This is a genomic window from Staphylococcus sp. SUC_1.2, from assembly GCF_026222585.1.
Map to the genome: position 1 here is coordinate 16,295 of NZ_JANJPM010000032.1, position 11,745 is coordinate 28,039.

At 32.1% G+C, this 11,745-nt stretch carries 13 protein-coding genes and 2 tRNA genes; 8 read left to right on the forward strand and 7 right to left on the reverse strand.

Translation table 11 applies throughout. The features are described 5' to 3' along the window. Window positions 1-174: 174 nt before the first annotated feature. Window positions 175-615 carry a TspO/MBR family protein gene (locus NR218_RS10460; RefSeq protein ID WP_227489852.1) on the reverse strand — a complete coding sequence of 147 codons (441 nt, stop codon included), beginning with the start codon at window positions 613-615 and terminating at the stop codon, window positions 175-177. A gap of 240 nt (window positions 616-855) precedes the next feature. Between NR218_RS10460 and NR218_RS10465 the strand changes: the two genes are divergently transcribed. Continuing rightward, the gene (locus NR218_RS10465) at window positions 856-1,863 is read left to right on the forward strand and encodes an acyltransferase family protein (RefSeq protein ID WP_049426424.1); all 1,008 of its coding nucleotides are present in this window, start codon (window positions 856-858) and stop codon (window positions 1,861-1,863) included. Between the two features lie 128 nt (window positions 1,864-1,991). Continuing rightward, window positions 1,992-3,155 (forward strand): aminotransferase class I/II-fold pyridoxal phosphate-dependent enzyme, encoded by a 1,164-nt coding sequence (locus NR218_RS10470; protein ID WP_265848519.1) that lies wholly within the window; start codon window positions 1,992-1,994, stop codon window positions 3,153-3,155. A gap of 102 nt (window positions 3,156-3,257) precedes the next feature. Here NR218_RS10470 and menB read toward each other — a convergent pair whose 3' ends face one another. Genes menB through NR218_RS10490 form a run of 4 tightly spaced genes read right to left on the reverse strand, consistent with a single transcriptional unit; the run spans window position 3,258 to window position 7,886 of the window. Next, entirely contained in the window at window positions 3,258-4,076 is an 819-nt protein-coding gene (gene menB, locus NR218_RS10475; RefSeq protein ID WP_011276187.1) for a 1,4-dihydroxy-2-naphthoyl-CoA synthase, read from the reverse strand. After that, window positions 4,069-4,872, reverse strand: coding sequence for a 2-succinyl-6-hydroxy-2,4-cyclohexadiene-1-carboxylate synthase (menH, locus tag NR218_RS10480; RefSeq protein WP_011276188.1), 804 nt, complete (start codon window positions 4,870-4,872; stop codon window positions 4,069-4,071). Before menH ends, menB begins: the two co-directional genes overlap by 8 nt. After that, window positions 4,859-6,529 (reverse strand): 2-succinyl-5-enolpyruvyl-6-hydroxy-3-cyclohexene-1-carboxylic-acid synthase, encoded by a 1,671-nt coding sequence (menD, locus tag NR218_RS10485; protein WP_011276189.1) that lies wholly within the window; start codon window positions 6,527-6,529, stop codon window positions 4,859-4,861. The genes menH and menD overlap by 14 nt, the downstream gene beginning before the upstream one ends. After that, window positions 6,519-7,886, reverse strand: coding sequence for an isochorismate synthase (locus tag NR218_RS10490; RefSeq protein WP_011276190.1), 1,368 nt, complete (start codon window positions 7,884-7,886; stop codon window positions 6,519-6,521). Before NR218_RS10490 ends, menD begins: the two co-directional genes overlap by 11 nt. A gap of 179 nt (window positions 7,887-8,065) precedes the next feature. Here NR218_RS10490 and NR218_RS10495 point away from each other — a divergent pair, with 179 nt between their 5' ends. Beyond that, window positions 8,066-9,004, forward strand: a complete 939-nt coding sequence (locus NR218_RS10495) for a 1,4-dihydroxy-2-naphthoate polyprenyltransferase (RefSeq protein ID WP_011276191.1) — start codon at window positions 8,066-8,068, stop codon at window positions 9,002-9,004. A 98-nt stretch (window positions 9,005-9,102) separates the two neighbouring features. Here NR218_RS10495 and NR218_RS10500 read toward each other — a convergent pair whose 3' ends face one another. Next, window positions 9,103-9,657, reverse strand: coding sequence for a GNAT family N-acetyltransferase (locus NR218_RS10500; RefSeq protein WP_011276192.1), 555 nt, complete (start codon window positions 9,655-9,657; stop codon window positions 9,103-9,105). Window positions 9,658-9,843: 186 nt separating this feature from the next. Between NR218_RS10500 and NR218_RS10505 the strand changes: the two genes are divergently transcribed. Together NR218_RS10505 and NR218_RS10510 are read left to right on the forward strand one after the other, a co-directional pair. Further along, window positions 9,844-10,074, forward strand: a complete 231-nt coding sequence (locus tag NR218_RS10505) for an NINE protein (RefSeq protein WP_011276193.1) — start codon at window positions 9,844-9,846, stop codon at window positions 10,072-10,074. Between the two features lie 78 nt (window positions 10,075-10,152). Beyond that, window positions 10,153-10,254 carry an SAR1012 family small protein gene (locus NR218_RS10510; protein WP_011276194.1) on the forward strand — a complete coding sequence of 34 codons (102 nt, stop codon included), beginning with the start codon at window positions 10,153-10,155 and terminating at the stop codon, window positions 10,252-10,254. 76 nt (window positions 10,255-10,330) lie between these two features. Here NR218_RS10510 and NR218_RS10515 read toward each other — a convergent pair whose 3' ends face one another. Next, window positions 10,331-10,549, reverse strand: coding sequence for an IDEAL domain-containing protein (locus tag NR218_RS10515; RefSeq protein ID WP_011276195.1), 219 nt, complete (start codon window positions 10,547-10,549; stop codon window positions 10,331-10,333). 213 nt (window positions 10,550-10,762) lie between these two features. Between NR218_RS10515 and NR218_RS10520 the strand changes: the two genes are divergently transcribed. The 3 genes from NR218_RS10520 to NR218_RS10530 all read left to right on the forward strand — a co-directional run bounded on the left by NR218_RS10520 (window position 10,763) and on the right by NR218_RS10530 (window position 11,666). Further along, a complete protein-coding gene (locus tag NR218_RS10520) occupies window positions 10,763-11,347 on the forward strand; it encodes a competence protein ComK (protein WP_011276196.1) in 585 nt (194 codons plus the stop codon). 152 nt (window positions 11,348-11,499) lie between these two features. Beyond that, window positions 11,500-11,574 (forward strand) — tRNA-Asn (locus NR218_RS10525). Window positions 11,575-11,577: 3 nt separating this feature from the next. After that, window positions 11,578-11,666, forward strand: a tRNA-Ser gene (locus tag NR218_RS10530). Window positions 11,667-11,745: the final 79 nt, after the last annotated feature.

Here is an 11,745-nt window from a genome sequence, read left to right on the forward strand (position 1 = left end):
CCACTTTTGTAATTGATAATACTATTATACTATGATTTTTTTATATGTCATGTACTTTCAATATTTTGTCACAATACAATTCTAAATAATTCAATTTTAATTTCATTAAGTTTTAAAGCAACTCGCTAAATATATATTTAAACTATGAATCATTGATTAAATCCATTGCTATTGTTATTTATAATTAGGATTGTCCTTGTTAAGGTAATAATTACCGGCATTTAAATAACTTGCAAATGCAGACCAAAGTACGTATGGAATCTGTAATAATCCAGCCACTCGATGTATTTTAAACATTGATACTGCATTAGTAACTACTGAGATAAACAACATGATACTCTCAATGAATGCAATACCTCTTACTTTCTTTTTAAAATAAAGTATCGACCATAAATAGTTTAAAGTTAACTGCGTATAATGTGTCACTTTAATTCGAGTTGTCTTTGTTTTATTTTTAGTAGTGATTAAATAAGAAACGCCCATTAATAAATATAATATTGGCCAGACAATCGGAAATGCTTTTGTAGGTGGAGAAAATGGTGGTTTTCTAAAATTTTTGTAGTCCTGTCGTGATTCCTTTGCTATGATTCGACCGATGATACTCCCACCTACCATTGAATGTATCAGCTTAATTATGTCTTTTAATATGTTAATGTTGATCCACTCCTTTAATGTGATAACTTGCTCTTCCCTATTATGCAAATACTATTCATATTTAAATCTAATTTTCTAAAATCAAATAGAATTTACATACAAATAATAGTTATTACCCAACATTTCATCCTAAATTGTTGCATTTCAATGTTAATATATACTAAATTAAATACAGTTATTAATTAAAAAGGAGACAATCGTATGTCGATGGATACAAAAAGAGATTACTTTTTCGATAACGCGCGCGCCATCCTTATCTTTTTAGTCGTATTCGGTCATATGATTCAACCTTATACTTCTGAAAGTAAATATTTATCCGCATTATATTTGTTAATTTATAGTTTCCATATGCCATCGTTTTTATTTATCTCTGGATACTTTGCGAAACATTTAGATAAACCACATTATCTAGAGAATGTAGCTAAAAAGTTAATCGCACCTTACGCTATATTTTATGCATTCTTTTCTATCTATTATTTTGTAACTAGTAAAAGTGATGCAATTCAAATGGACCCTTTTAATCCTGTATTTGCTTTGTGGTTCTTACTTACATTATTTTGTTTCCATGTCATCCTTGTCATAGTACGTCGCTATAAAGCGTATTATGTGTTACCTGTCGCTTTGATTATTTCAATACTTGCAGGTTTTTCTGATGATATCGATGGTTATATGAGTATTTCAAGAACAATCGTATTTTTCCCGATTTTTTATGTTGGTTATTTAACAACGCGAGCGCATACTCAATTATTGAGAAATAAAAAATTAAGGCTAATTTCAATCATTGTACTTATTATATTTTTCATCGTTTACTATATACACCCAATCAATTCAGATTGGCTTTTGGGTAGTAGTCCCTATACTTCACTTGAAAATAATAATGAAGATGTGTACAGCCCATTGAAAAGACTATTGCTATACTTCGTTATCTTTGTAGCTATGTTCTCATTTCTCAATTTAATGAGTAATCATAAACGTGTTTATACTTATATAGGAAATCGCACAATGTACGTCTATTTATTACATGGTTTAGTTATAGGTATAGTTAGAGGATTGGAAATATATCCTTTTAAAGATCATATATCAGTATTCACTTACGGTTATTTAATTCTCATTTCAGTATTAATTGTATATTTACTATCGACGAACTTTGTTTGTAAATGGACGAATCCTTTAATTAATTTAAAGAAACCTTCTTCTTTTAGAGGATAATAAAAAAATTTAATACAAACGGACTTGCCAAATTATGGTGACTCAAAAATATGTTATTATAAGATTATTCTAAAAATTTTGTAGTAACATTCAAGGTTACTATAATTTGGTTTTTTGAGGTGTAAAAAATGAAATTATCTTTAAATACGAATTCCAAATTTTTAAGAGCACCAAGTATACGCCAGTTCTCCAATCGTATGAAGCACATTGATGATTGTGTAAATTTAACGATTGGTCAACCCGACTTTCCTATGCCAGATGTGGTAAAAGAGGTATACATCAATGCGATTAAAGAAGATAAAACGAGTTACTCACACAATAAGGGATTGCCGGAAACTCGACAGGCAATAAGTAATTATTTCAAAAATAAGTACAGTTTTTATTATAGTGAAGAGGAAATCATTATTACGAATGGCGCGAGTGAAGCGCTTGATACATCATTGCGAAGTATTATCGAACCTGGAGATGAGATATTAATTCCAGGACCTATTTATGCAGGCTACATTCCTTTAGTTGAAACATTAGGTGGTAAGCCTATTTATATAGATACTACAAATACAGAATTTAAAATCACTCCAGAATTAATTGCGCAACATTACACTGATAAAACAAAAGTAATTTTGCTGAATTATCCTACGAATCCAACTGGTGTGATATTAGAACGTGATGAAGTAAAAGGCATTGTAAATTATTTGAAAGAAAAAGAAATTTTTATTATTAGCGATGAAATTTATGCAGAAAATACTTTCAAAGGTAGTCATGTCTCATTTGCAGAATTTGAGGAAATTCGTGATCAATTATTACTTATTGGTGGGTTAAGTAAGTCTCACTCCGCTACCGGTATTCGTATAGGCTTCTTACTAGGTCCTGAGTACCTAATTGAAAAGTTAACATTTATGCATGCATATAATTGTATATGTGCAAATGTTCCGTCACAAATCGCATGTATTGCTGCACTTAATGAAGGATTAGATGCGCCTCAATACATGAACCGAGCTTATATAGAGCGTCGTAACTATTTAGTAAGTAAATTAAAAGAATTGGGCTTCGAATTGGATGCTCAACCAGAAGGTGCTTTTTATATATTCCCAAGTATTCGTAACTATACTTCTGATGATTTCGATTTCTGCGTCAAAGTGCTTGAAGAAGCACACGTAGCAATGGTTCCCGGATCATCATTCACCGATATGGGTAAAGGTTACATTCGTATCTCTTATGCATATGATATGGATGTCTTAAAAGAGGGTATGCGTCGATTAGAAAGATTCTTAAAAGCAAACTACAATAAATAACCTTAATTAAAAAAGGACACTTAAAATAGTGGTTAACTGTCAATCAGTTTATCACTATTTAAGTGTCCTAAAATTATACATTTTTATATTACCGTTACTGATTTATGGGAATTTAGGGAATTGATCGAAGTCTGGATCACGTTTTTCTTTAAACGCGTCACGACCCTCTTTAGCTTCATCAGTAGTGTAGTAAAGTAATGTAGCATCTCCTGCCATTTGTTGTAATCCAGCCAAGCCATCAGTATCCGCATTCATAGCAGCTTTTAAGAAACGTAAAGCAGTTGGAGAATGTTTCATAATTTCTTTACACCATTGAACTGTTTCATCTTCGATTTGATCTAATGGTACCACTGTATTAACTAAGCCCATGTCTAAAGCTTCTTGTGCATTATATTGACGACATAAGTACCAAATTTCACGTGCTTTTTTATGACCAACGATTCTTGCTAAGTAACCAGAACCATAACCAGCATCGAATGAACCTACTTTAGGACCTGTTTGTCCGAAAATAGCATTATCAGCAGCGATTGTTAGGTCACATACTACGTTTAATACGTTACCACCACCGATGGCATAACCTCTAACCATTGCGATAACTGGTTTAGGAATGACACGGATTAAACGTTGTAAATCTAATACATTTAAACGTGGGATTTGGTCTTCGCCTACATAGCCACCGTGTCCACGTTTCTTTTGGTCACCGCCAGAACAAAATGCTTTGTCACCTTCACCTGTTAAGATGATTACAGAAATATTTTGATCATCACGTGCACGACTAAATGCATCAATCATCTCAGCTACTGTTTTAGGTGTAAATGCATTTCTTACCTCAGGTCGATTAATCGTTACTTTAGCAATTCCTTCGTAGAATTCATATTTTATTTCATCATATTCTCTAAGTGTTTCCCACTGTCTAGTCATTTTGCTCCTCCTTTAAAAAAACTAATACTATTGTATCAAATTCCGCTTTATCTTCCACATGAATTGTATGACCTACATTTGAAAAAATATGGATTTGACTGTATTTCATACCCTTATTCATAGCTTGTCCAGTTTTTACAAATTTTTGGTCTAATTCACCAGTTAAAATAAAACAAGGTATTTGAATATTACCAATTTGTTCCCACAAATTAGGCATTTGACCAGTGCCATAATCACGCAATGCTTTTGCTAATTTATGTGGATCTTGGGATAATCGCATTTCTCTTATAGCCGACTTTTTATCTTTATCTAGTTCATATTGCGTATAAAATAATGGTAATTTTTCCCAATCATTAACGAATACCTCTAACCCAGCAATATCTAATACTTTCGCTCTTGCTGCATCTATTTGTTGACGCTCATGTCGATTATTTTCATCTTTGATTCCTGGAGAACTACTTTCAATTATCAATTTTGACAAAGAGCATTTACCGTACACCGCATAATACAAGGCCACTCTACCACCCATTGAATATCCGAGTAAAGTAATATCATAAGATTTGTATATATCTAATAACTCATCTAATTGTGTCGTAATGTATGGAAAGTCCCAAGTTACATCAATTGGTGATTGATCTTGTCCATGCCCTGGTAAATCGATTGTAAGAACATTAGCCTCCTGTGAAAAATATTGAACATCATCATTAAACGTACGACTATCACTAATAAAGCCATGTAAAAGTACTAATAACTGATTTGAATTGTTTTGTGATTGATAGAAGTTATAGTGTAACATTTAGAATACCACTCAATTTCTTATATAGAATTTGATGTTGTGACATATTGTCATCACGATTGGTTACCATTTCGTAAATATGTGAATTCACATGTGATAGCTTTTCTTGAGTGAAATCTGCCACAGTATTAAATCGTTTGAATGTAAAATCATAAAGTAATGCTGTATATTCAAAATTCAATCCAGTCGGCGTTCCAAACAAACGTTCAAAATATGCTTCAGCAGATGCTTTTTGTGGAAGATATGAGAATATACCGCCACCATCATTATTAAGTAAAACTATATTTAAATTAATATTATTAATTTTAGCCATTAAAAGACCATTCATGTCATGGTAGAATGCTAAATCGCCGATTATCAGCGTGATTTTCTTGTGTACAGCCATTCCAATTGCAGTTGATACAACTCCATCGATACCATTTGCACCGCGATTCGCATATACTTCAACTTCACTATTATAAAGTAGATTATCGATATCACGAACTGGCATACTGTTACTTACAAAAATAGCATCGTCTTTAGTTAATTTATCAATTAAAATTTTTACAAATGCCGCTTCATCTGTTGCATTTGTCATATGTTTATCGATTGTATTTCTAGCCTGTGATTCAAGTGTTCGCCACATGTTTATCCAGTCTTTTCGATCGACAGCTGCTTCTTCGATAAGATTTCTAAAGAAATCATTTGCAGATATTTCGTATGAAATACTCGGTGGCGTTGGAAATACATCTATCTTGTCATTATTCTGCACTAAAATTTGATATGCATTTGTGCGCTTAAGCCATTGATTTAATTTTTTTGAGATAACAGGTTTACCAACTCTTATTACGAAATCAACATCTATGTCGAGTCCTGCACGATAGTATAAATCATATGTCGTAATCACATTTGGATGATTATACTTACGTAATTGACTTAATGGATCTGCAAGTATAGGTATGTCATGCACGGTCGCATAAGTAAGTATTTGATCGATAGCTTGATGTTGCATATCACCAACTATTATTAACCCTTTTTTCTCTTTTAATATATGTCTGATGTCTTGAACATTAATATTTTTTTGATAATGCGGCAGCTTTTTAGAATAAGATGTTAGCCACTCTTGTCTTTCTAAGTTAGGTGTTAATGGCTCTCTAAATGGTAAATTAAAATGGATAGGACCTCTATGTGGACCATATAGATACTGACTTGCAATTTGCATTTGATAATAAATTGCGTCTAGCATGTAATCAGTACCATCTGCTACAGGCATATCAAATTGAAAATTAACATAATTTGCGAACATATTAACTTGATTAATTGCTTGTGGTGCCCCCACACTTCTTAATTCATGTGGACGATCACTTGTTAATACAATTAAAGGTATACGACTGATTTGGCTCTCTGCAATTGCTGGTGTATAATTTGCCGCCGCAGTCCCAGAAGTACATAAAATAGCTACAGGGCGTTCGCTACCTTTTATTAAGCCTAAAGCAAAAAACGCTGCACTACGTTCATCAGGATGTATCCATGTCTTAATATTAGGATGTGCTTCAAAAGCAATGGCCAATGGCGTTGATCTTGAGCCGGGACTAATTACAACTTCACGTACTCCATAGGCATATAACTCCGAAGCAAATGTATATACTTGTTTTGTTAGTGCTTCATTATGATTCATTCTTATCTACTACTCCTAAAGCATTCATCATCGGTGAAAATTTAACTGCAGTTTCAGCCAACTCACTATCAGGGTCAGAATCTTTTACGATACCACACCCTGCAAATAACGTGGTTTGGTTTTGTTTTATTAACATTGAGCGTATTGCTACAATAAATTCACAATCATCATTCATGTCGATATAACCAACTGGTGCACCATATAAGCCTCGTGTTCCAAATTCATTTTCTTCAATAAATTTGAGTGCTTCATTTTTAGGATAGCCACCTAAAGCTGGTGTAGGATGCATTTCATCAATTAATCCTATAAAGGAATTGTTTTTCAACTGACCTTGAATTTGAGTATATAAATGATATAGATGGTCGTTTTTTAAAATATTAGGTGAATGATTATATTCAATATTATCAACATAAGGCTTTATGTCATCTAGAATACTTTTAACTACAAAATCATGTTCATCTAAATTCTTTTTATCTTTTAGAAATGCTTGTATATTTTTTTCATCTTCGTCTATGTCGTTAGATCGCTTAATCGTACCAGCTACAGCTTTTGTAGATAGAACACCGTCTTCTACTTTTAAAAGTTGTTCTGGCGTTTGTGAAAAGAATACAGATTGATTGGATTCTAAAATGAATAAATAGCTGTTTCTTTCGCTTTGTAATGCTCGATTAAGCACATAAGGTATACTAATTGGTTTATCAAATTTAATCATACGACGTCTTGCAAGAACGATTTTTTTAGTTTCATCAAGCTGAGCAATCGCATCCCTAACGAGTTCTTTCCACTCATCAACATAGATATCTTCCATTCGTAAGATATTCCCCAATGTTTCATCATGTTCAGCTTTAGCAATTTGAGTTTCTTCAAAGTAATTCACTACTTCTTTAAACTGTTCAATATCAAATTGGGCTCTTTCAACTGTATATGTCAGATAAGTAGTTTGTCCGATATTTGATATTAAAACTTGAGGTATTACAAAATGATTAATGCCAAATTCACGCCATTCATCATCAGATTTATGGCTAGAAAATTGAAATCCTCCTATGACTTTCAAATGATGCTTTTCTATATCCGGGTGTACCAATTCAATATCTTTTTTAAATTTTTCCCACTCACGAAAGATCGATTGCTTATTATCAAAGTTATTTTTGAATCTTTGAACAGCATGATAGCCGAAAAATGAAGACGCATTATCATTTAAGCGAAAATAGAAGCGATCTCCTGCCTGAGATTCTGTTAAATTGAACAATTCATCAGGTGCAAGTTCTCTATCAATTTTCACTTCAACAGATATCCAGCTTTTGTTACTTTCATATATTGACTCAATAATGTCATCTTCCTTTATATTCGCAGCCATTCATTTCACTTCTTTCATTATCTATTTTTTCTCATTACAATATTGTATCATTTTTAACTATTTATGGTGGCATAATTGCTTAATCTTCTAGAGAAATATTTCACGTTGATTGACCTTTATTTACTATTCCTTTAAAATACATATATTAAAACAATATACAATAAGAGGTAGATCAAATTATGGCAAATCAATATCAACAATATTCTACTGTTAGAAAATATTGGCATTTGATGCGACCTCATACTTTAACTGCCGCTGTTGTACCGGTTTTAGTTGGTACTGCAACTGCAAAACTTTTTTTATTAGGTAGTCAAGATAACATCAAGTTCATGTTATTTATTGCAATGTTAATCGCTTGTTTACTTATCCAAGCTGCAACAAACATGTTTAATGAATACTATGACTTTAAAAAAGGTTTAGATGATCACACATCCGTTGGTATCGGTGGTGCTATCGTAAGAAATGGTATGAGTCCAAAACTTGTCATGAATCTAGCAATTGCTTTTTATATCGTTGCTGCATTACTTGGTATCTTTTTAGCAGCGAATAGTTCATTTTGGATCATTCCAGTAGGAATCGTTTGTATGGCAATTGGCTATTTATATACAGGTGGCCCAATGCCAATTTCTTGGACACCTTTTGGTGAACTGTTTTCTGGTTTATTCATGGGTATGATTATTATTTTATTAGCGTTCTTCATACAAACTGGCAATATCAATAGCTTTGTGGTTTGGATTAGTATTCCAATAGTAATTACAATTGGTCTAATTAACATGGCTAATAATATACGCGACAGAGTCAAAGACCAAGCGAGTGGACGTAAAACTCTACCTATTTTATTAGGTAAACGCGCTTCAATTACATTTATGGCAGTTATGTATATCATTGCATACGTTTTCGTTGTCTATACTGCATTATTTGTAGATGGTGGTTCACTATTTTATCTACTTGTATTGTTATCATTCCCTATGCCAGTTAAAGCTATTCGTCGTTTCAAAAAGAATGATATACCTGCAAGTATGATGCCAGCTATGGCTGCAACTGGAAAAACAAACACAATTTTTGGTGTATTATACGCTTTAGGTATTTATATTAGTGCTTTATTAGGTGGAATTTAATATATTATTAGACAGATTTTAAATATTCACTAGTAAGATAATACGGGGTGAGGCAATGAAACTAATTAGAGTTTCTGTCTCCTCCGTTTTATTTTTACCTATTTTGAATAAACCATATGTAAATATTGATGGTCATACAATTCTATATCCTCAGTCCATTTAAAACCTAAGCGTTCGTATAATTTCTTAGCTCTAGGATTATCATAGTCACAACTTAAGCTCCACTTTCTATCTGGGTATGTAGATATTAAATAGTTAAATAATTTAGTTGCAATACCCTGTCCTCTATATTCCGAGAATGTTGCAACAGCCTCAATGTACCATTCATCATCTTTAGATTCTTTCAAAGGTAATGGCGTACCTAGTGCTTTTATGTCTTCTTCCAACGGTAATTTATTCCATGCTGCTTCTAACTCTAATTCTTTATCACCCTTATATGCTATGATGCATCCCGCAACATGATTGTCTTGCTCATATACCCAAATGTTATTATAATTCGTTCTATAATTAATATTGACTATACTTTCTTCAATTGCATGAATAACACGTTCTTTAGTGATTTCTTGTACAATATCTAGTTCCATATCATGCCAAATGATATAACATAATTCCGCTATTTGCTTACTGTCGCTCGGACGTGCTTTTCTGATCAATTTACCGTTCTCCTCTCCATAAGTTTTTGTTAACTATATTATATAAAATTTACAAATAATAATAAATTAATTGCAGTAAATTGAAACATATTAATTGTGATTATAATCATTTTTTCAATCACCTTAGTAATATTTGATTTAATTTTTGAAATGCTTAAAATATGAGATTAAGGAGGCAACAAAGTTATGAGAGTTAATAAAACATTATATGTATTATGTTCTTTATTTCTGGGTGGTGTCGGCATTCATAAATTTTACGCAGACAAAGTGTGGCAAGGCGTGCTTCATTTAGTGTTCTTTTGGACTACTATTCCAACCATTATTTCAATTATCCATGGTATTATCATAATCTTTACAACTAAAGCTGATCAAAATGGCTATATATTTATACCAAATAACCGCCATCCAAAAATTTAATCAGTAATTTTAGAAATTATCTTTAATAATGTGTAGAACGGGTAAACTCAAATAAACATAAAAAAGGAGTAAGCTAGTATGAATATTATCAAACGCGTACTTAGAATTGTTATAACAGGATATTTAGTAAAATGGATTCGTAATAAAATTGAGGGAAAATCAAACGGTGGTCAAAAATAAAATGTAAAAAGGTCTATTCGCTAACTTTGATTTAAGTAGTGAATAGACCTTTTATAATGAGTTACAGGATCCTAATTTACTCATTGAGAAATGCCTCCAGATTTTTATATTCAGTGGTATAGTTGATAAATTCTTCCTCGTTCTTATTAATCAACGCTTCATCAATCAATTTCATTAACTGTTTCTTTCGTCCCTGACGAAGTGCCTCTTCAATGACTAGCTCAACGCCTAAATCATTAACTGTCGTTACAAAATCTTCTAGTGTCGTATTCTTGACATTCGTGTTGTGATTCATTGTAATCACTGCCTTTCTTTTTTGTATAAGGATAGTATACAAGCTTTTATTTTTTAAATCAATCGAATATTCTGACTTTTCACAAAAAATAAGTGTAATTTTATATGTAATGATTATCTTGACAACATATAAAAACTTTATATAATAAATTTATATTATTAATCGTTGAGTTTTTAGCGCTTAATAATGATATAAATTTAAGGAGGTTAAGAGATGACAAATATTTCTCAAAGCCAAAATACTGTATATATTATTCGAAAAGGAGATATGATAATCAAACCCGTCATTGATGATTATGAGCAAACAAAAGGATCAGAAATATGGAAATATGATTCCACAATAGTTTCAAGCCCATTCAAAACTCAAAAAATCGTCGAACGCTCATGTAAATTTTATGGTAATAGCTATATTAGTAAGAAATCCGAAACACAACGAATTGCCGGCATTACTAGTAAACCACCTATTTTATTGACTCCTCTCTTCCCCACTTATTTTTTCCCTACGCATTCAGACCGTTTAGAAGAAAACATGTGGATTAATATGCATTATGTACATGAAATTAAACCTCTTAAAAATCGAAAATGTAAAATTATTTTTGCAAATCATCAAACATTAACACTTAATGTTTCCTACCACAGTATTTGGCACCAATACTCTAACTGCATTTTTTATTATTACATGGTCGATAAACAATCTCGTATGAAGTCAAACAATCCAGAAATGCCAATAGATTATGAGAAAACGACTTTAAATATTTTCGAAGCACTTTCACATTATTCACTATTACAAGATAAATAGTTTTACGTTTAATTTTAAATCATACGGGACTTTTATATTAATATAGTGTAAATGTTCCGTATATTTTTTAAATATAATCCCTTGCAAATTTTAAGTTTATTGATATAATAATATTTGTGCTCATAGAGATACATTATATAAATACATATTATTCCGCAGTAGCTCAGTGGTAGAGCTATCGGCTGTTAACCGATCGGTCGTAGGTTCGAATCCTACCTGCGGAGCCATATGGAAACGTACTCAAGTTGGCTGAAGAGGCGCCCCTGCTAAGGGTGTAGGTCGCGAGAGCGGCGCGAGGGTTCGAATCCCTCCGTTTCCGTTCATTAGTAAAAATCTATAAAATTTGTTAACTCAAATCATTAAAGAACGTTGATATATAAACGTTCTTTTTATTTTTC

Excerpts from the sequence above, each read along its gene's own strand:
- NR218_RS10505 (WP_011276193.1), top strand. The coding sequence starts at position 9,844 with ATGAGAGTTAATAAAACATTATATGTATTATGTTCTTTATTTCTGGGT.
- menB (WP_011276187.1), bottom strand. The coding sequence starts at position 4,076 with ATGACTAGACAGTGGGAAACACTTAGAGAATATGATGAAATAAAATAT.
- NR218_RS10470 (WP_265848519.1), top strand. The coding sequence starts at position 1,992 with ATGAAATTATCTTTAAATACGAATTCCAAATTTTTAAGAGCACCAAGT.
- NR218_RS10465 (WP_049426424.1), top strand. The coding sequence starts at position 856 with ATGTCGATGGATACAAAAAGAGATTACTTTTTCGATAACGCGCGCGCC.
- menD (WP_011276189.1), bottom strand. The coding sequence starts at position 6,529 with ATGAATCATAATGAAGCACTAACAAAACAAGTATATACATTTGCTTCG.
- NR218_RS10520 (WP_011276196.1), top strand. The coding sequence starts at position 10,763 with ATGACAAATATTTCTCAAAGCCAAAATACTGTATATATTATTCGAAAA.
- NR218_RS10490 (WP_011276190.1), bottom strand. The coding sequence starts at position 7,886 with ATGGCTGCGAATATAAAGGAAGATGACATTATTGAGTCAATATATGAA.
- NR218_RS10495 (WP_011276191.1), top strand. The coding sequence starts at position 8,066 with ATGGCAAATCAATATCAACAATATTCTACTGTTAGAAAATATTGGCAT.
- NR218_RS10515 (WP_011276195.1), bottom strand. The coding sequence starts at position 10,549 with ATGAATCACAACACGAATGTCAAGAATACGACACTAGAAGATTTTGTA.
- NR218_RS10460 (WP_227489852.1), bottom strand. The coding sequence starts at position 615 with ATGGTAGGTGGGAGTATCATCGGTCGAATCATAGCAAAGGAATCACGA.
- NR218_RS10510 (WP_011276194.1), top strand. The coding sequence starts at position 10,153 with ATGAATATTATCAAACGCGTACTTAGAATTGTTATAACAGGATATTTA.
- menH (WP_011276188.1), bottom strand. The coding sequence starts at position 4,872 with ATGTTACACTATAACTTCTATCAATCACAAAACAATTCAAATCAGTTA.